Origin of the sequence: Myroides odoratimimus, assembly GCF_038039805.1 — a bacterium.
In the GTDB taxonomy this organism is placed as follows: Bacteria; Bacteroidota; Bacteroidia; order Flavobacteriales; family Flavobacteriaceae; genus Flavobacterium; species Flavobacterium odoratimimum_B.
Map to the genome: position 1 here is coordinate 1 of NZ_JBBPHK010000025.1, position 21,176 is coordinate 21,176.

The following is a 21,176-nucleotide window of genomic DNA, read 5'->3' on the forward strand; positions in this document are numbered from 1 at the left end:
GCTAGCGCAGATGGTACTGCTAACCAGTGGGAGAGTATGTCGCCGCCTTTCTTTAGAAATCCCCAATCTCATTAGAGGTTGGGGATTTTTTGTTTGTATAATAGGTGGATTACTTTTAGAACTTAGCTTTTCGCAGTAATTTGGTGTTGATGTTTAGTTTCTCTTAATTTAAATTTGGTATCATTGATTACTTTATTTGTAAAGAGTAAAAAGCATAAGAAAAGGGTGAAGAGACTGTATTTTCTAGTGTAGAGTAATAAAGGTGACATTTTATGCATTATATTTGCAGTTAAAATAATTGTAATAATTGCTACCAAAAGAAAATCGTATGAATAATGCGCTGAAAAGACAGTTAAAGCGTGATACACCAAGGGGTATCATATTTATAATAGACTTATTAATTGTCTTGTTTACCTATTTTATTTCTAACCTTTTGTTAACTAATTTTTTTGGTAATTTCTCTATTGAATTAATGTTGAAGAGAATACCAGTATTATTAGTTTGTTATATCGTTAGTTTTTTAATATTTAAACCGTTTAAAGGTGTTATTAGGCAAACGAGTATAAAAGATATTGAAACTATTTTTATTTCATGTTTATTTTCTGGGGCAATCATGATGATTGTAAGTTCACTACAGCGAAATGAGTTATTAGGATCTAGTTTTGAGTCTTATTTGAGGTATTCATACTCTTTTGTATTGCTGCATTTATTCTTTACATCAGCGATGCTTATTTTAGCGCGCTTGTTCTACAGTCAGTTTTATCGCAGCTATGTATTAGATGTTAGAAATCATAAACGTGTGATTATCTATGGTGCTGGTGATTCTGGAATAATTACTGTAGGGGCATTACAAGGGGATACAAAAGTTAGAACGCATATTGTCGCTTTTGTGGATGACAATCCTAGCAAATCAGGTAATAGGTTAAGCGGATATAAAATATACAATCCATCTATCTTAGATGAAGCATATGTTACAAGTAATAGAATAGATGAAATAATTATTTCGATTCAGAATATTACAAGAGAAAGATTAAATGATATATCAGAAGTATTAGAGAAACTTCCTGTAAAGATTAAAATTATTCCACCTGCTACAGATTGGTTAGACGGTTCTTATACTAATAAACAAATTAAGGAATTAAAAATTGATGATTTACTAGGACGTAAAGCTATACAATTAGATAATCCTATTATTGGTAGAGAGATAAATGATAAAGTAGTATTGATTACTGGGGCTGCTGGTTCTATTGGAAGTGAGATAGCTAGACAAGTAGCGCGCTTTAACTTTAAGAAACTTATATTGGTTGATCATGCAGAATCTCCATTATATGATATACAGCAGACGATGGTGTCTAATAAGTGTAATGACATTGTTTATGTTGTTGGGAATATTAGAGATAACAAGAAGATGGAATCTTTATTCGAATTGTATAGACCTAATTTAGTATATCATGCAGCTGCATATAAGCATGTCCCTTTAATGGAATCTTTTCCTTATGAAGCAATTCATACCAATGTGAAAGGAACTAAGGTTATAGCTGATTTATCAGTTCAGTTTGGCGTATCAAAGTTTGTAATGGTATCTACAGATAAAGCTGTTAACCCTACTAATGTTATGGGAGCTACTAAACGTGCTGCTGAACTATATGTGTCAACATTAAAAGATAATGGTATTACAAGCTTTATAGTAACTCGCTTTGGAAATGTTCTTGGATCTAATGGATCTGTGATTCCATTGTTTAAACGTCAAATCGATGCCGGTGGACCGTTAACAGTAACACATCAAGATATTACACGTTTTTTCATGACAATACCTGAAGCTTGTCAATTAGTGTTAGAAGCTTCAATTATGGGGAATGGAGGTGAGATCTTTGTTTTCGATATGGGTAAATCTATGAAGATATTTGATTTAGCTAAGCGAATGATACGTTTGAGTGGTTATAGTTATCCTGAAGATATAGACATTAAGATAACAGGATTAAGGCCTGGAGAAAAGATATTCGAAGAGTTGTTAGCTAATGATGAGAATACTGTGAAGACGCATCATGAAAAGATAATGATTGCTAAAGTACGTAATCAAGATTTAGATGTGATAAAGGCGAACCTCGAAATGATGTGTAACTATGTATGTGAGAATGAGGGCCAGGATGATGTGGAATATCTTGTTAAGCAATTAAAAGTAATAGTTCCAGAGTTTAAATCTCAGAATTCTAGATTTGAATGTTTGGATGAAGAAATAGAAAAAAGTTCAGTTAGTTAACTGAACTTTTTTTTGTGGTATAGGGAGTGTAACAAAAACTATGTCTATCTTTCAGGAACTTAGTAATGTTTGTAGTTTTAATCTCTCAGTACTGTCAGTTCTGAAGAAATTAATTGTTTGATCAAGGTCTCTTACTTCTTCTGGTGATTTAAAGGTGTGTAGTTTGTGATACAGGTATTGTTGTCCTATTAAGGAGTGTGTTCTGTCTAGATAAGTAAACGTATCGTCTAAATCAAGATCTTGATTAATGGTTTTACTAATTGTTTGATACGATGTACTATGACTTAATGCAAGATGGTAGGATGCTATTTTGGCAAAATTAAAATCAGTTAATCCTTTTGGATGTCCCCAGCTTTCTTTTAATTTTTGAAGTTGAGCATTCCTTTTGTTTCTATTCCTTTTTTTATTGAGAAGAATATATAGTATCAGTAATATAAGTGTACCTAGGATCCAGTTCATAATTTTGGTTTAGTTAAGTAAATATAAACCAATTCTAGCAATGTGTATAAGAGAGGATTCTCTTATAGTAAAGTATAAAAAAAGAGACTACTAATAGCAGTCTCTTTATATGAATTGAATAAGAATATTATAAGCTAAATTTAGCTTTGATATCTTCTACTCTGTCTAATTTTTCCCAAGTGAATAGTTCTACTTCTACTTCTTTAGTTTCTCCACCAGGTCTAGTGAATACTTTTTTCACTACTTGAGGTTTACGTCCCATATGTCCATAAGCAGCTGTCTCACTATAGATAGGATTTCTTAATTTAAGACTAGTTTCAATGAAGTATGGTCTTAAGTCAAATAACTCACTAACTTTTTTAGCGATTTCACCATCAGTTAGATTAACATTGCTTGTACCGTAAGTATTGATGTATAAACCTGTTGGTTTAGCAACTCCAATAGCATAAGAAACTTGAACTAATACTTCGTCAGCAACACCTGCCGCTACTAGGTTTTTAGCAATATGTCTAGTTGCATAAGCTGCACTACGGTCTACTTTACTAGGGTCTTTACCAGAGAAAGCACCTCCACCGTGAGCACCTTTACCACCATAAGTATCTACGATAATCTTACGACCTGTCAATCCTGTATCTCCATGAGGACCTCCAATAACGAATACACCTGTTGGATTGATTAAGTACTCTATTTCTTCATTATTCTCAAATAAATATTTATATTGAGGATATTTATTTAAAAGACGAGTAATTAAGATTTCTTTGATGTCTTTCTCTATTCTTGCTTGCATTGCTTTCTCAGCAACTTCTTTAGCTTGAGCAGAGTTATCCGTTGGTTTAACGAAATCATCATGTTGTGTAGAAAGTACGATAGTAACGATTCTGATAGGAGAATTGTTATCATCATATTCTAATGTAACCTGACTTTTCGCATCTGGTCTTAAATAAGTAACTTCCGTATTTTCTCTACGGATAGCTGCTAATTCTTGTAACAATTTATGAGAAAGGTCTAATGCTAGAGGCATATAGTCTTCAGTCTCTTTAGTTGCGTAACCAAACATCATTCCTTGGTCACCAGCTCCTTGTTCTTCTGGACTTTTTCTATCTACTCCTTGATTGATGTCAGCAGATTGCTCATGGATCGCTGATAAGATACCACATGAGTTAGCGTCAAACATATATTCACTCTTAGTGTAACCAATACGTTTGATTACCTCTCTAGCGATTTGTTGTACGTCTAGGTATGTTTTAGATTTAACTTCACCAGCCAAAACTACTTGTCCTGTTGTTACTAAAGTTTCACAAGCTACTTTAGAGTCTTGATCGAAGGCTAAAAAGTTATCGATTAAAGCATCAGAGATTTGATCAGCAATTTTATCTGGATGTCCTTCACTAACTGATTCAGATGTAAAGTAATAAGCCATAATAATTATTTTTTTTAGATTTTAAAAATAGAGGAAATGGCTAAAGGGGAAGTATGAATTTCTGCTTTAGCATTTTTTACCGAGGTTGCAATCAGTACAAATTTTTCCTCCTGTTATTTTATGATGCAAATGTATTAACTATTTTGGTAATCAAACAAATATTTTTGCAATTTATATTAATGTTAACGATTGATCACAATTATAACTGATTGGGAAATATATATTTAGAACTAACAATTGATTAGAATACAATGCTAATTTTCTATCTGTGTATTGTTAGTCGCTTTTTAACTCTTTTACATTGGAGAGTAGGATAAAGATTGAGATATTAATTGTTAATTATTGTTTATGAATTATAGTATTAATAAAAATTGCTTCAAAAAATAATAATACGTTATATTTTATTGATTGTTTTGTATTTTTGCTATTAGTTTACAACTTAAATAAACAACAAAGAGAATGAGACTACACAACATAGAAGATCAAAAATCAATTACTCCAGAACTAGCTTTAGAGTTTTTAAAAGAAGGAAATAAACGTTTCGTAGAGAACCTAAAAGCTCACAGTAATTTATTAGAACAGGTAAACTCAACTAAAGAAGGACAGTTTCCATTCGCTATCATCTTGAGTTGTATCGATAGCCGTACCTCTGCAGAGTTAATTTTTGATCAAGGGTTAGGAGATATCTTTAGTGCTCGTATTGCTGGTAATGTATTAAATGAAGATATTATTGGTTCTATGGAATTTGCATGTAAATTAGCAGGGAGTAAGCTTATCATGGTTTTAGGACATTCACATTGTGGTGCTATTACTGGAGCTTGTAAAGGTGCAAAATTAGGCCACTTAACGAATCTGTTGGCAAAAGTAGAACCTTCGATAGAGTATGTCAAAGAGAATAATAAAGACCTTGATATACAATCGAAAGAAGCAGTTGATTTAGTAGCTTATCACAATGTAGATCATACTATTGACCACATTTTGAGCAAAAGTACTGTTCTAAGTGAAATGTATCAAGCTGGTGAGATTGGAATTGTAGGGGCTTTTTATAAAGTAGAAACAGGAGAAGTAAACATTGTAAAAGAAATGTTTGTAGAGAAAAAATAAGACTATGGCACATAGTGATTTTTATAAGAAGATTTTAGAGCGCAATAAGCAATGGGTAGAGGAGAGGCTAACTGTAAATCCTAATTACTTCAAAAGACTTAGTGAAAAACAGACACCTCCTGTATTATGGATAGGGTGTTCTGATAGTAGAGTACCAGCGAACGAAATTATTGGGGCAGAACCAGGTGATGTTTTTGTCCATCGTAACATTGCTAATATGGTTATACATTCAGATATGAACATGCTGAGTGTACTAGATTATGCTGTTAATATTCTTAAAATTAAAGATATCATAGTTTGTGGTCACTATGGATGTGGTGGAGTGCTGGCTGCAATGAAGAATGAGTCTTATGGTCTAATAGATAACTGGATTAGACATATCAAGACCGTCTATCGATTACACAATGTAGAGTTAGATCAAATTGATGATGAAGTTCAGCGATTTAATCGATTTGTTGAACTAAATGTTCAAGAACAAGTGTATGACTTAGCCAAAACATCCATTGTACAAGAAGCTTGGGCTCGCAATCAAGAACTTGGAATACACGGATGGGTATATGGTCTTAACTCTGGTTATGTAACTGATCTAAATGTAAATCTGATGAACAATGCAGATCTAGATGAAGTATACCAGCTCCGATTTAAAAAGATATAGTCTGTCCTAAATTTACTGCTCTGTATTTTCGTTGAATGAAGAAGGTAGTAATGAAGGAATAAATTTTAATAAAATAGGTAATAATATACCTCCTCCAGGTAAAATAAAGATAGCAAGAGAAGGGATGGTTTTAATAACTTCTATAGTTTGTTTTTTAACCATCTTTTTTTCTTCTTTATTTAAGTCTCTATGTGTAGAGTCCACTAATAACTTCATGAGTTGTGTATTCTTTTGTAACTCATTGATTAACCTAGTTTTGTTTCGCGTTAATAGAAGTTCTATATAACTTGTAGAATTTTTAATGACATTATCAAATAGATTACTTGATTTGTAATAATGGTAATCATATTTATTTTTGACTAATACTATCGAAAAGTAAAAGATACTTTCCTCTATCATCGTTTGTGAATAAGGAATAGCTAAGAAAGGAGCTTCCTCAAAGTTAGGAAGTATAATCTCCTGTATATCATTTTTCCAAGAATTACATACGATATAATCTATCATAAAGTTTGCCTCGAAGCTGCTGATAGGTGTATTTAACTTTATAGAGTCTATAGAGTTAGTACTATTCGTTTTGTCTAAAAAGTCAATAAGTTGTAAATCTTTTTTACTGAACTCTTCTTTGTTTTTTTTAACGGATAATGTTATTTCCTTTAATTGTTCTACCGTGTGTTGTATAAAGATAGTAGGATCTATTTTTTCATTGATATAAGCCTCGAATGCTAGTGTATCAATGAATAATAGAATCATGTTTAGTACAAAATCATTGTTTTTTGACTGTGAAAAGAAGTGTTCTTTACATCTGATCGAAAAGATATTTTCTAGTTTGTTATAAGGATTCTTTTCTTCAAAGAAAGAAGAGAAAATATTGCTCTTGTGAGGAATGAATACTTCGTAAAACTCTATGAGCTTATCAATGAAGTTTTGTTGATTATCACCATTGTTATATATATAATAGATCTTTTCTAAGAGCTGTAAGTAACAGATTTTAGAAAGTTCTTCTTGTGTGTATTTAAAGTTTTTATAAATACTAGGTAATTCATCAATATCAATTATTCCGTAACTAAAACCTATTTTTCTAATTTGTGTTGATATCTCATGACAGTTCTGTGTAGAGAAGATTTGATAGTCTCGGTGTTCTGTAAAGTATTTTTTGATCCAGCCGTTAGTAGATGGGTTCATAATTTATATTGATTTTAAAAAGAATAAAAGTGGTGATTGTTAGATCACCACTCTCTTATAATATTACCATTTAACTTGTTTTTCTATCGCTTTAATCATCTCCGAAGCAATATCTTTATTTGTAGCACCTTCTATTCCTTCTAATCCAGGAGAAGAGTTTACCTCTAATAATAGAGGACCTTTAGCAGAGCGAATAATATCTACTCCAGCTACTTTTAGATTCATTGCCTTAGCAGCTTTGATGGCTATCTTCTTTTCTTCAGGTGTTACTTTGATCACAGATGCTGTTCCACCTAAGTGAATATTAGCTCTAAACTCACCTGGTAGAGCTTCGCGCTGTATCGCTGCTACAACTTTTCCGTCTACTACAAAACAGCGTATATCCTTGCCATTTGCTTCTTTAATGAATTCTTGTACTAAGATGTTTGCATTCAGACTTTTGAAGGCATTGATTACACTTTCTGCTGCTTTTTTAGTTTCTGCTAATACTACACCTTTTCCTTGTGTCCCTTCTAACAATTTGACAATAAGAGGACTTCCTCCTACCATTTTTATCAAATCATTAGTATCCAAAGGTGAGTTAGCAAATCCTGTAGTAGGAATGTCTACCCCATTATTTAGTAATAACTGAAGTGAAAATAGTTTGTCTCTTGACTGTGCTATCGCTGCGGCACTATTCAAGCTATATACTTTTAAAGATTCAAAATGTCTAGTTAATGCACATCCATAGTACGTCATACTAGGACGTATACGTGGTATTACTGCGTCAAAATCATTTAGAACTCGTCCACCTCGATAGTGTATCTCTGGTTGGTTAGCATCTAGTTTCATATAACAGTACTTCAGATTTAAGAAGTGCATTTCATGACCTCTTAATTCTCCTGCTTCTATAATTCTTTTATTACTATACAAATCAGGATTACTTGCTAATAGACCTATACGTAGACCTTTTTTCTCTGTTTTTGGTTTAGTATAGTATTCTTCTAGTTTTTCTGTAGTGGGTTGACCTAGTAAGAAGTGTTTTTCTGGATCTACTAGTACACGTCCTCCCATAGCTTCTCTTCCTAGTAGCATTCTATATCCCATAGAATCTCTATTGGTCAAAGTTAGCTCGATCATCCAATTCGTGTCAGCAATAGATATTTCGGTTTGGATTACATATCTAGATTCTCTAGAGCCGCTAGAGCTCTTTACGATTCTTTTATCTATTACCTTAGATTCACAATGAATTACTGTTTTTCCATTGTTTTGAAGAGGATTGACGTCAAATTTAACCCACTTTTCTCCCTCTTTTTCAAAAGGGACAATGTTTATAGCATGTAACGCAGATGTCTTAGCACCTGAGTCAACACGCGCTTTAATAGCAGGAATATTTAAAGTAGAAAAAGAACACCATTCTTCACTACCAACAATTACTTTGTCTAACATATAATAATAAATCTAATGCGAATGTAGTGTAATAAATATAATGCTTTTACACGAGATAGAAAAAAAAGTAAAATTTAATAATTTTACAACATATTGACAGTGCTTTAGAGAGAATATGTAAGAAACAAGTAAGTTAAGTGTTTGATTTTTTATGTTTTATAGTAGGGTTTGGATCGTAAAGCGGACTATGATCATTAAGAGTAAAAAATTATAATCAAATCAAAAAATAGATGGATAATTAAGTTGCAGGGTAATAGTTTTGGTTTAAAAAGATAAAATGTAAGGGCTTAGCTTGCACTTTCTTGAGGTTTGTTAGGGGTATACTTGGAGTTTACTAGGTAAAAGGAGGGTTTTGTCGAAGAAATGCTCTAGAGTACTCCTGAGAATCCTAAAGCAACTTAGAATGAAATAAAGAAAAGTATGGGGTAGAAGGGAAGAGGGATAAAATACGTAAGGAGGTAAAAAAAGAGGATATCCCTTAGGGATATCCTCTTTTTATTGATTTCTTTTTGAGAGAAGAGTATTTATTATTTTGCTATAGTTGCTATTTCTAGTGCATCTTTCGCTTCATTAAGCTTCATTTCGATACTGTCGCCTAGCATTATTTTAGAGTTTACAATTTCTTCTGCTAGCGGGTCTTCGATATACTTCTGAATCGCTCTTTTAAGAGGTCTTGCACCATATTGTTTATCAAAGCCTTTTTCTGCGATAAAGTCTTTTGCGTCTGTACTTAATGTTAATTCATAACCAAGGTCAGTAATTCTTCTAAATAACTTCTGAAGTTCTATATCTATGATTAAGTCTATGTCTTTTCTTTCTAGAGCATTGAACACAATGATATCATCTATTCTATTTAAAAATTCTGGAGCAAAGGCCTTTTTTAGTGCATTTTCTATCACAGATTTAGAATGTTGATCTGTTTGTTCCTGTCTAGCAGTTGTACCAAAACCAACTCCTTGTCCGAAATCTTTTAATTGACGTGCTCCGATATTAGAAGTCATGATGATAATGGTGTTTCTAAAATCAACTTTGCGTCCTAAGCTATCAGTTAGATGTCCATCGTCCAGTACTTGCAGCAGCATATTAAATACATCTGGATGTGCTTTTTCGATTTCATCAAAAAGAATCACGCTATAAGGCTTTCTTCTAATTTTCTCTGTTAACTGACCACCTTCTTCATAACCGACATATCCTGGAGGCGCTCCTACTAATCTAGAGATAGCAAACTTTTCCATGTATTCACTCATGTCGATACGAATAAGAGCATCTTCTGAGTCAAACATTTCTTTAGCGATTACTTTAGCTAGTTGGGTTTTACCAACTCCTGTTTGTCCTAAGAAAATAAAGGAACCAATAGGTCTATTAGGATCTTTTAATCCTGCTCTATTTCTTTGAATCGCTTTCGCTATTTTGCTAACAGCTTCGTCTTGACCAATTACCTTACCTTTAATTAACTGAGGAAGATTAGCGAGCTTAGTGATTTCTTTTTCTGCAATTCTATTTACAGGAATGCCTGTCATCATTGAAACTACATCAGCTACATTTTCTTCAGTAACCACTATTCTGTTTTCTTTTACTTCTTGTTCCCAGTTTTCTTGAGCTACAGCTAAGTCTTTCTCTAGTTGTTTTTCATCATCTCTTAAACGAGCAGCTTCTTCATACTTTTGTTTTTGTACCATTTCATTCTTTTGCTCCTTAGTATGCTCTAGCTTTTGTTCTAGTTCAAGGATATTATCTGGTACATTGATATTAGTTATATGAACACGAGAACCTACTTCGTCCATAGCATCGATAGCTTTGTCTGGTAAGAAACGATCACTCATATATCTGTTCGTTAGCTTAACACATGCTTCGATAGCTTCGTCAGTATAAGTTACATTATGATGGCTTTCGTACTTGTCTTTAATGTTGTTTAAGATAGTAATTGTTTCGTCTACAGTAGTAGGTTCTACGATTACTTTTTGGAAACGACGTTCTAAAGCTCCATCTTTCTCGATATGCTGTCTAAACTCATCTAATGTAGTAGCACCAATACATTGGATTTCTCCTCGAGCTAATGCAGGTTTGAACATATTAGAAGCATCTAGTGAACCCGTAGCTCCACCAGCACCTACTATAGTATGTATCTCATCAATGAACAAGATGATATCATCATTCTTCTCTAGTTCATTCATTACAGCCTTCATACGCTCTTCAAACTGTCCTCTGTATTTAGTACCTGCTACAAGACTAGCTAAGTCAAGAGTTACAACTCTCTTATTGTATAGGATGCGAGATACTTTTTTCTGAATAATACGTAGAGCTAATCCTTCCGCTATAGCAGATTTACCTACACCAGGTTCACCGATTAGTAGAGGGTTGTTCTTCTTGCGTCTACTTAGAATTTGAGACACACGCTCTATTTCTTTTTCACGTCCAACTACAGGATCTAGCTTGCCGTTCTCTGCCATTTCGGTTAAATCTCTACCGAAATTATCTAATACTGGAGTTTTACTTCTCTTAGATGTTTTAGCTGTAACATTGTCATTACTGTCAGTACTTTTACTGTCATCTTGACTTGCATCATCAAAAGTTTGTGCTTTAGGACTTTCGAACAAATCATCAGAAGAGTCTTTTTGAGGCTCGCTAGTATTTAAATAAGCTTGTTTCACAGTTTCATAATCCACCTTCATCTTATTTAAGATTTGCGTAGTAGGATCATCGCTATTTTTTAGAATACAAAGTAGCAAGTGAACAGAGTTTATCTCTGTACTTTTGAATAACTTTACTTCTAAGTATGTAAGTCTTAATGCACGCTCAGCTTGCTTTGTGAGGTGTAATTGTAGTTTATTACTCAGCAGTTCTTTATTATGAGAAGCAGGGTTTAATGTTTCTATTTTGTGACGTAGAAAATCAACATCTATGTCCAGGTTATTTAAAATATTAGACGCTTCACCTTGTTCCACTTTTAATAGTCCTAGTAATAGATGCTCAGTACCAATAGAGTCATGACTAAGCCTAATAGCCTCGTCCTTGCTATACGAAATTACATCTTTTACTTCTTGTGAGAAATTATCATCCATTTTTCAATTCAAATTAGGTGAATATTCATTTTAATCTTTAAAGATACAAAAAGTGTACCTATAGTATAAAGCTGACATTAGCTAATTGACAAAAAAAAACTTTAATAAAAAAGGAAGAAAGTGTTTTTTTTAGAAAAAATCAATTTGTTAGATAATCAAGTGAAATACTTGTATAAAAACATGGAGAAAACCTATAAAAACTGTATATTAGCGCGTTTAATAATTTGACAATTTTTAATTTTATATACTTATGTCTGAAGGAGAAAAGTTAATTCCTATTAACATAGAGGAGCAAATGAAATCTGCTTATATCGATTACTCGATGTCAGTTATTGTTTCTAGAGCGCTTCCTGATGTTAGAGATGGCTTAAAACCTGTTCATCGAAGAGTATTATTTGGAATGTATGAATTAGGCATCATGTCTAATAGAGCACATAAAAAGTCTGCGAGAATTGTAGGAGAGGTTTTAGGTAAATATCACCCACATGGAGATAGTTCAGTGTACGACGCTATGGTACGTATGGCACAGGATTGGAGTATGCGTTATCTACTAGTGGACGGACAAGGTAACTTTGGATCTGTAGATGGAGATAGTCCTGCAGCGATGCGTTACACAGAGGCAAGAATGAAGAAGATGTCTGAAGAGATTCTTGCTGATATTGACAAAGAGACTGTAGATTTTCAATTAAACTTCGATGATACTTTAGAAGAGCCTAAAGTAATGCCGACTAGAATCCCTACTTTATTAGTGAATGGGGCATCGGGTATCGCAGTGGGTATGGCAACGAATATGGCACCTCATAACTTATCAGAGGTTATAGATGGTACATTGGCTTATATCGATAATAATGATATTGAAATCGATGAATTAATCAATTATATTAAAGCTCCTGATTTCCCTACTGGTGGTATTATCTATGGATATGAAGGAGTACGCGAAGCTTTTAAAACTGGTCGTGGACGTGTAGTAATGCGTGCTAAAGCTAATTTTGAAGAAGTAGATGGTAGAGAGTCTATCGTAGTGACTGAGATTCCTTTCCAAGTTAATAAAGCAGAAATGATTAAGAAAACTGCTGAAGCTATTAACGAGAAAAAGATCGAAGGTATTGCTACTATTCGTGATGAATCTGATAGAAAAGGAATGCGTATTGTATACGTATTAAAGCGTGATGCTGTTCCAAATATTGTTTTAAATACACTGTATAAATATACTCAATTGCAGTCTTCGTTCAGTGTGAATAATATCGCATTAGTAAATGGAAGACCTCAGTTATTAGATTTAAAAGAGTTAATCTCTCATTTCGTAGATCACCGTTTAGATGTGGTGACTCGTAGAACTCAGTTTGAGTTAAGAAAAGCAGAAGAAAGAGCGCATATTTTAGAAGGATTAATTATTGCATCTGATAATATCGATGAAGTAATTGCTCTTATTCGTTCTTCTAGTAATGCTGATGAGGCTAGAGCTAAATTAATAGAGCGCTTTAGCTTATCAGAGATTCAAGCTCGTGCTATTGTAGAAATGCGTTTACGTCAGTTAACAGGACTAGAGCAGGATAAACTACGTGCTGAGTATGAAGAAATCATGAAGTTAATTAATCATTTAAGAGAGTTGTTAGCTAGCGTAGAGCTAAGAATGAACTTGATTAAAGAGGAGTTAACTGAGATAAAAGAAAAATACGGTGATGAGCGTCGTTCTGTTATTGAATATGCAGGAGGAGATGTTAGTATCACTGATTTAATTGCTGATGAGCAAGTAGTAATTACTATTTCTCATGCAGGATATATTAAACGTACTCCACTGACTGAATACAAAACTCAGAATAGAGGAGGAGTAGGGCAGAAATCTGCTGGTACAAGAGATCAAGATTTCTTAGAGCATATGTATGTGGCTACTAATCACCAATACATGTTATTCTTTACTCAAAAAGGTAAGTGTTTTTGGATGAGAGTTTATGAAATTCCAGAAGGAACTAAGACAAGTAAAGGACGTGCTATTCAGAACTTAATCAATATTGAGAATGATGATAAAGTGAAAGCATTCATCTGTACTCAAGATCTTAAAGATGAAGAGTACATCAATGAGCACTTCGTTATCATGGCTACCAAACAAGGTCAGGTGAAGAAAACACCATTAGAGCAATATTCTAGACCTCGTCAAAATGGTATTAATGCAATTACGATTAAAGAAGATGACGAATTACTAGAAGCAAAATTAACTGATGGTAAGAGTAAGGTGTTATTAGCACTTCGTTCTGGTAAATTAGTTCGTTTTGATGAAGAGAAAACTCGTCCTATGGGAAGAACTGCGTCAGGTGTTAGAGGTATTACTCTAGCAGATGATAAAGATGAAGTAATCGGAATGGTATCTGTAAGTGATTTAAATAGTGAGATTCTTGTGGTGTCAGAGAATGGTTATGGTAAGCGTTCTTCTTTAGATGAATACCGTGAGACTAACCGTGGAGGTAAGGGAGTTAAGACAATGAACATTACTGATAAGACAGGATTGTTAGTGTCTATTAATTCTGTTACTGATGCAGATGACTTAATGATCATTAATAAATCAGGTTTAACTATTCGTATGAAAGTTTCAGATCTTCGTGTAATGGGACGTGCAACTCAAGGAGTTCGTTTAATTAATATTAAAGGAAATGACTCTATCGCAGCTGTATGTAAAGTTATGGCAGAGGATGATGAAGATATCTTAGAAGGAGATATTGATACAATCATTGATATTGATGATCAAGGGAGTGATAATTTAGAATAAAACACATACCAATATATTATGAATAAAAGATATGTTTACTTATTGTCAGCTTTAATGTTATCAGGGTTGACAATGGCTCAAAAAAAAGAGCTTAAAGACGCTGAGAAAGCTGTAAAAAAAGGAAATGTAACTGAAGCAACTGCTGCCTTAAAAGCAGTTGAAGCAGTATTAGGAAATGCTTCTAACGCTGAGAAAGCACAATATTATGCTCTACAAGGAACATTAGCCTATTCTCAAATTCAAAAGGATGTAGATGTAGATAATAACGTTGATGCTATTATTGCTTCTTACAAAAAATTGAATGAGTTTGAAACAAATAAAGGAAGTAAAATCGTTAAGCAAGCCGACGAAGAGATAGCAAGTGTTGCTACTAAAGTTGTAGGACAAGCTATCGAAGATAATGGTTCTGCTAATTATAAAGGTGCTACTAGACGTTTTACTCAAGCTTATGAGTTAAGTCCTAAAGATACTGTGTATTTATACTATGCGGCTTCTACGGCTATTAACTCTAAAGATTATGCTACTGCTGTAGAGAACTATAAGAAATTAGTTGATTTAGGATATAATGGAAGTGAGTCTTACTATACTGCAGTAGAGAAAGCTTCTGGTCAAGTACAAAGTTTCGGGAAAGACGCTAAAATGCGTGACTTGATGGTAAAACAAGGTACTCATACTGACCCTAAGTTTGTAAAAGAGGACTCTAAAAGACCAGAGATTCTTAAAAACTTAGTGTTGATCTATAGCCAAGAAGGTAAAACAGAAGAGGCTGAAAAAGCTATCGTAGCAGCTAGAGAAGCTAATCCAGACGATATCAACTTATTATTAACTCATATGGATCTTTACCTAAAGTCTAATAATATGGGTAAATATGAGGAATTAGCAAAACAAGCTTTAGCTAAAAACCCTAATGATGATGTATTATTATACAACTTAGGAGTTACTAGTTTTGATGCTGGACGTTTTGAAGATGCTCGTAAATATTATGAACAAGCTATCCGTATTAACCCTAAGTCTGAAAATGCTTATTTAAACATGGCTTTCCTTAAGTTACAACCAGACCAGGAGTTGACTAATAAAATGAATAGTTTAGGTATGTCTGCTGCTGATAATAAGAAATATGAGCAGTATCAAAAAGAAAAACATGCTATTTATAAAGATGCGATGAATGACTTAGAGAAAGTTATTTCTATCAATCCTGGTAATGAAGCAGCTATTAGTACTTTAAAAAATATTTATCGTGCATTAGAAATGACTGATAAATTAAAAGCATTAGAAGCTAAAACAAATAAATAATAATAGGATTCTATTATGATATAAAAAGGTGGATTTATTAAATCCACCTTTTTTTCTAAAGTATTTCTGTTCAAGAATACAAAAAAAAGAGAAACTAAGGTTTCTCTTTTTTTGTACTTATATATTTCTGATTTGGGTTAATTTATCTTCCCAGATTTTTAAATCATCTCTTTGTTTTTCTATGCTCTTTTTAACTTCTTTTACAAAAGGATTATCGTCACTAGGATTCTGAATGTAAGCTAGGTTATTTTCTAATTGAATAATAGATGAGTTTATTTCTTCTATTTTTCTTTGAATAAATACAGCTTCATTCTGTAGCTTTCGCTTATCATTTGTCTCTAATATAGATTCTAATCTATTATTGAACTTAACCGCTTCAGTTTCTCTTTTACTTAAACTTAGTTTGTCAAATAGCACATCTAGAATCTTGTTGAATTTACCTTCTATAAAACGTTTGTTAGCAGGTACAGCACCAATAGATTTCCAATTGTTGATATGATTCTTGATTTCTCCTAAATCTGTCTTGTGATCACCAGATAACTGAAATCCTTTTAATAGATCTAAGTATTCTTTCTTTCTATTATAAGCATCTAGTTCTACAGCAGATTCTTTATTTTTAATAGCATGGTATCTATCAAAGTAAGAGTTACAAGCTTCTTTAAAGTCAGCCCATAGTTGATCAGAGTATTTGCGAGGTACGTGGCCTATTAGTTTCCAGTCATCCTGTATCTTTTTCATTATAGGAGTAACCTTTGCAAAATCTTCACTGTCTTTTAGTTCTTGAGCTCTTTTTATCAATGCTAGTTTTTTAGCATAGTTGTCTTGTTGCTCTTTTTTAAGCTCTTTGTAATAAGCATTTTTATTACTATTAAAGTTTCTTGTAGCTAGTTTAAATAGATCCCAAACTTGTTCGTTATTATCTACTGGTACTTTACCTATAGAGAAGAAACGCTGTCTTAGCTCTTCTACTTTAGCTATTTCTTTCTGCCATTGGTTATGGTTGGTTATCTTTTGCTTAGAAAGAATGTCTATTTCGCTTATTATAGCCACTTTTAAGGCAAGATTTTCTCTTTCGACACTTCTCAGTTGTTCGAATAATATTTCTCGCTTATCGTGTAGTTGTTTTGTGATTTCGCTGAACTGATCCCAGATTTGTTCTCTTATCTCTCGATCTACTGGTCCTATCTCTTCTTTCCAGATTCTATGTAGCGTCTGTAGCTCTCTAAATGACTTAATAATGTCGTCATTTTCTAATAGTTCTTCTGCTCTTGCGATTAGCTTTTGTTTCTGTTCTAAGTTATATTTAAAGTCAAGATCTCTTGATTCTCTATCTAGGTGTAACTGGTCATAGAATCTCTCTACATGGAAGTGATAGTTATTCCATACGTGATTGTATTTGTCTTTGGGTATAGGACCAGCGGTCTTCCATTCTTCTCTAAGTTCTCCTAATTGTTTTAATGCATCACCATTATGCTCGTTTTCTATTAATTGTTTTAATTTCTCTATAATAGCTAAACGTTTTTCTAGATTTACATTAAGGTTATTCTGAAGTTGTTTAAAGTATGCATTTTTAGCTACTCTATACTCATCATAGTATTTGTCAAAATCAGTTTTAATAGGAAGGATGTACTGAAAATCTGATTCATTTGCATCAGGGTTTTCGTCAAAGAAAGCTTCTTTCTTTTCATCTATAAGATCATTATATTTACTATAGAATTCTTTTTTGATGTCTTCTACGTGATCTTTAATAGCTGTTACTTTGTAATTCTTGACTAATTTATGAAGTTCTTTAGTTAGTTTTTCTAAGTCTAGTTTTTCGTAGTTAACAGTAGGGATGTTGGTTTCTTCATAAGAAGCTAAATCTTCACCTTCTTCAGCATTTGAAGCTGTAATAGAATCAAGAGCTATTTCTTTATCAGTTGGGACAACCGCATTTGAATTTGATTCCGGTTTTTGTCCATCTGCTAGCTCATGCAGGTTATCATTCTTTTGTTCTAACATGTTTGAAAAAGTATTTATTTAAACAATATGTAGTAAAGCGCAATAAATAAACGCGCTCTCTCAAATTTAGTAAAAAATATTGAATAAATCGTACTTTTATTCTGCTAGAACTAATTATATCAATTATTTAGTATTAATCTCTACTGAATGGTTTATTCCAAATCTTATATGCTTTTTCCGCCTGAAGTACTAGCATTTCATAGCCGTTCTTTACTTTTGCGCCATATACTTTTGCTTCTTTCATTAGGGTAGTTTCTTCAGGGTTATAGATAAGATCATATACTATATGCCTTTTTGATAGCAGATGTACAGGAACTTCAGGCATCTGGTCAATATTAGGAAATGTTCCAACCGGTGTAGTATTGATTATGATCGTATAATGATTCATTATTTCTTCAGTCAGTTCACTATAAGTTAGATTATAGTCTTCTTTTGTTCTGCTGACGAAAGTGTATTTTATACCTAATTTCTTAAGGGCATATTCAATTGCCTTGCTAGCTCCTCCAGTACCGAGTATTAAGGCACGTTTATGATGAAACTTTAGCATTGGTTTTAGGGAGTGGTAGAAGCCATACCAATCTGTATTATAGCCTTTTAATTGTCCTTTTTTATTGATTTGAATTGTGTTAATAGCTCCAATAGCTTTAGCTTTCTTAGAAAGTGAATCTAGATAGGGAATAATCGATTGTTTGTAAGGTATAGTTACATTTAACCCTTTAATATCCTTGTGGTTTTCTAGTATTTTAGAAAACTCATTTATGTTTTGTAAATCAAAGTTTATATAAATACTTTTTTTGTCTTTTAATTTCTCAAACTTTTCTGCAAAGTAGGTACGTGAGAAAGAATAATCTATGTTTTTACCTATTAATCCGTAGCGTTTAGTCATATTGAGTTTTTATAAAAAAAGCTATTCTTAAGAATAGCTTTATTGTTTATTGTAATTTTTGATAATACTTTGTACTATAGGATTCTCCCATTGATTAGGGAAGTATGTTTCTATAATTGCTCTCTTTTCAAAGTTCTTATTCAGACCATTAATTAGATATTCTGTACCTTTATCTATATCATGTAGGGTAAAGTATATAACAGCTAATCTATAATCTATTTCAGCATCATTAGGATGGAAGTTAGCTATTTGTAAAAGTTTCTGTATCGCAGTGTTAAAATCTCCTAGAAGATACAATACATCCGCCCAACCTGTCCAATGCTCTACAATATCTGTTCCAAGTTCAGCAGCTACCTTATAACCTCGTTCAGCCTCTTCAAAGTTAAACAATGTTTTATTTAGAATAGCATGTCTTATCCAGTATTTTTCATTGAATTCATCTATTTGAAGTGCTTTTTGCAAATAGAATAATGCTTTCTCATAATTAGACTCTGTGATACATAAATCAGTTAATGCTATCCATCCTTTGTCTAACATAGGGTCTTCATGTACTGCTTTTTTGTAATATTGATAAGCTTGAGGAAAGTTATTAAGACTTTCATGACAACTACCTATGCGCATTAATACATAAGAGTTAGGATCATCTAACTCTAAAGTATTCATATAGTTGTCAATAGCTTCTTTAAACTTATTTAGCTTTTCTTGTGTTTTACCTTTTTCGATATAAGCACCGATAAACTCTTCGTCTATTAAAGTAGCATAATCAAAAGCCCATTCTGCTTTTTCGTAATTTTTAATTGTAAAATACTGTCTTCCCAATTGGTGCCAAGCAATCTCACTATAAGGGTTCTTGTCAATAAATTTAGTTAAGAACGATATAGCTTCCTCATTCTCACTAAGGAAGTCAAAACAGTATACAACATTATATAAAGCAGACTGATCCTCTTCATCATGTTCTAGACATAGAATAAAGTTATCTTTTGCTTGATCTATTTTATCTAATAATAGATATTCCATTCCCAATAAAGAGTAGACGTCTGCTAGATCCTCTGTCAGAGTCAATGCTTTTTGTAGAGATACGATAGCCTCTTCATGTCTTCCTTTTTTAGAGTATACAGTAGCGCGTTGAATGAACACTTCTTCATTCTCCGGATCTATACTTTCTATTTCGTTTAATAAGCGGTCAGCAGCTTCTAATTTATTTTGGAATACTAATAATTCTACTTCTACCAGTTTTAACCCAATAGAGTTAGGATGTTGTTCTAGTCCCAGTTTTAGCGCTTTTTTCGCTAGGTTTAGCTTTCCAGAATCGAGATAGTGTAGAATGATATTCTCAAACTCTTCTGAATCAAAAAACAAAACCTTATTGGTCTTTAACATAGACTCAAAACGAGATAGAGATAATTTGTATTCTTCTTCTTCGTTATCTAAATGCATATTTGTATTTAAGTTGATTATTTAGGATATTATAATCCTAATTCTTTTTGTACTTCATTTAGTGCTTCAATGATGATAGCACATCCTTCTTTTATTTCTGTTTCTGATACTGTAAGGGGAGGAGTGATTCTTATCGCTTTTCCTTCAAACAGTAGCCAGAATAATATTAATCCTTTGTCTTGACACTTCATGATTACTCTATTAGTAATATCAGCACTAGGTGTCATAGGAGCGATCATTAAACCACGACCTCTGATTTCTTCAATAAGAGGGTGAACCAATAGTTCTCTAAATAACTTTTCTTTTTCTAGTGTCTGAGCCATAAGGTCAGTTTCTACTAATTCTCTTAAAGTCGCTAAACTCGCTGCTGCGATAACAGGGTGACCACCGAAAGTAGTGATATGTCCAAATCTAGGGTTGTCATATAACTGATTCATGTGTTCATCACTAGCAGTGAATGCACCTACTGGCATCCCACTAGCCATACCTTTTCCCATAACGATCACGTCAGGAACTACGTCATAGTTTTGGAATCCAAATAGCTTACCTGTTCTACCGAAACCTGGTTGGATTTCATCTACGATCATTAAGGCACCTACTTCAGTACATCTTTCGCGTACTTTCGTTAAGAACCCGTCAAAAGGCTCTACAAATCCAGCGCCTCCTTGTATAGTCTCTAAGATAATACCAGCTGTTTTGGTTGTTATCTTTTGTAAATCTTCTACACAGTTAAAGTGAATGAAGTCTACATCTGGAAGTAGTGGTCTAAAAGCACGCTTTCTTTCCTCAAACCCCATAACACTCATAGATCCCATAGTATTACCATGATACGCGTTGAAGCAAGAGATTAGTTGACTTCTTCCTGTTACTCTTTTTGCTAATTTTAAAGCACCTTCAGTAGCTTCAGTACCTGAGTTTACTAAATAGGTTTTATTTAGTGGAGCAGGGATATTCTCTGCTAGCAGTTTACAGAATTCTACAGAAGGGTCTTGGATATATTCACCATATACCATTACATGCGAATATTTATCTAATTGATCCTTAATCGCGTTATTCACTCTTTCGTGTTGATGTCCTAATGTACATGCAGATACACCTGCTACGAAGTCTAAATACGCTTTGTTATTCTTGTCATATATATAAGAACCTTTAGCATGAGATATCTCCATTGCTAGAGGATTAGGTGAAGTCTGTGCTTGATATTTATAAAAATCTTCTTTCATTA

Annotated in this window: 14 protein-coding genes; 5 read left to right on the top strand and 9 right to left on the bottom strand. The window is 33.1% G+C overall.

The annotated features are described in order from the left end of the window. Positions 1-328: 328 nt before the first annotated feature. Entirely contained in the window at positions 329-2,260 is a 1,932-nt protein-coding gene (locus AABL85_RS14910) for a polysaccharide biosynthesis protein (RefSeq protein WP_286415507.1), read from the top strand. 51 nt (positions 2,261-2,311) lie between these two features. Here AABL85_RS14910 and AABL85_RS14915 read toward each other — a convergent pair whose 3' ends face one another. Both AABL85_RS14915 and metK read right to left on the bottom strand, forming a co-directional pair. After that, positions 2,312-2,719 (bottom strand): hypothetical protein, encoded by a 408-nt coding sequence (locus AABL85_RS14915; protein WP_286415506.1) that lies wholly within the window; start codon positions 2,717-2,719, stop codon positions 2,312-2,314. 127 nt (positions 2,720-2,846) lie between these two features. Continuing rightward, a complete protein-coding gene (gene metK / locus AABL85_RS14920) occupies positions 2,847-4,139 on the bottom strand; it encodes a methionine adenosyltransferase (protein ID WP_341310670.1) in 1,293 nt (430 codons plus the stop codon). 459 nt (positions 4,140-4,598) lie between these two features. On the opposite strand from metK, the gene AABL85_RS14925 reads away from it, so the two are divergent. Together AABL85_RS14925 and AABL85_RS14930 are read left to right on the top strand one after the other, a co-directional pair. Further along, positions 4,599-5,243, top strand: coding sequence for a carbonic anhydrase family protein (locus AABL85_RS14925; RefSeq protein WP_286415504.1), 645 nt, complete (start codon positions 4,599-4,601; stop codon positions 5,241-5,243). Positions 5,244-5,247: 4 nt separating this feature from the next. After that, the gene (locus tag AABL85_RS14930; protein ID WP_286415503.1) at positions 5,248-5,898 is read left to right on the top strand and encodes a carbonic anhydrase; all 651 of its coding nucleotides are present in this window, start codon (positions 5,248-5,250) and stop codon (positions 5,896-5,898) included. Between the two features lie 12 nt (positions 5,899-5,910). On the opposite strand, the gene AABL85_RS14935 is transcribed toward AABL85_RS14930, so the two are convergent. The 3 genes from AABL85_RS14935 to AABL85_RS14945 form a co-directional block, all read right to left on the bottom strand. Next, complete coding sequence (locus AABL85_RS14935) at positions 5,911-7,080, bottom strand: LETM1-related biofilm-associated protein (RefSeq protein ID WP_341310671.1); 1,170 nt, start codon at positions 7,078-7,080, stop codon at positions 5,911-5,913. A 63-nt stretch (positions 7,081-7,143) separates the two neighbouring features. Then, complete coding sequence (gene rimK, locus AABL85_RS14940) at positions 7,144-8,508, bottom strand: 30S ribosomal protein S6--L-glutamate ligase (protein ID WP_286415501.1); 1,365 nt, start codon at positions 8,506-8,508, stop codon at positions 7,144-7,146. Positions 8,509-9,035: 527 nt separating this feature from the next. Continuing rightward, the gene (locus AABL85_RS14945) at positions 9,036-11,570 is read right to left on the bottom strand and encodes an ATP-dependent Clp protease ATP-binding subunit (RefSeq protein WP_341310672.1); all 2,535 of its coding nucleotides are present in this window, start codon (positions 11,568-11,570) and stop codon (positions 9,036-9,038) included. A 250-nt stretch (positions 11,571-11,820) separates the two neighbouring features. Here AABL85_RS14945 and gyrA point away from each other — a divergent pair, with 250 nt between their 5' ends. Together gyrA and AABL85_RS14955 are read left to right on the top strand one after the other, a co-directional pair. After that, positions 11,821-14,334 carry a DNA gyrase subunit A gene (gene gyrA / locus AABL85_RS14950; protein ID WP_286415498.1) on the top strand — a complete coding sequence of 838 codons (2,514 nt, stop codon included), beginning with the start codon at positions 11,821-11,823 and terminating at the stop codon, positions 14,332-14,334. A gap of 18 nt (positions 14,335-14,352) precedes the next feature. Beyond that, positions 14,353-15,627 (top strand): tetratricopeptide repeat protein, encoded by a 1,275-nt coding sequence (locus AABL85_RS14955; protein ID WP_286415497.1) that lies wholly within the window; start codon positions 14,353-14,355, stop codon positions 15,625-15,627. Positions 15,628-15,744: 117 nt separating this feature from the next. Here AABL85_RS14955 and AABL85_RS14960 read toward each other — a convergent pair whose 3' ends face one another. The 4 genes from AABL85_RS14960 to AABL85_RS14975 form a co-directional block, all read right to left on the bottom strand. Beyond that, positions 15,745-17,628 carry a DUF349 domain-containing protein gene (locus AABL85_RS14960; protein ID WP_286415495.1) on the bottom strand — a complete coding sequence of 628 codons (1,884 nt, stop codon included), beginning with the start codon at positions 17,626-17,628 and terminating at the stop codon, positions 15,745-15,747. Between the two features lie 133 nt (positions 17,629-17,761). Then, entirely contained in the window at positions 17,762-18,514 is a 753-nt protein-coding gene (aroE, locus tag AABL85_RS14965; protein WP_341310673.1) for a shikimate dehydrogenase, read from the bottom strand. 39 nt (positions 18,515-18,553) lie between these two features. After that, entirely contained in the window at positions 18,554-19,951 is a 1,398-nt protein-coding gene (locus AABL85_RS14970; protein WP_341310674.1) for a tetratricopeptide repeat protein, read from the bottom strand. A 29-nt stretch (positions 19,952-19,980) separates the two neighbouring features. Then, complete coding sequence (locus tag AABL85_RS14975; protein ID WP_041890063.1) at positions 19,981-21,174, bottom strand: aspartate aminotransferase family protein; 1,194 nt, start codon at positions 21,172-21,174, stop codon at positions 19,981-19,983. Positions 21,175-21,176 lie beyond the last annotated feature (2 nt).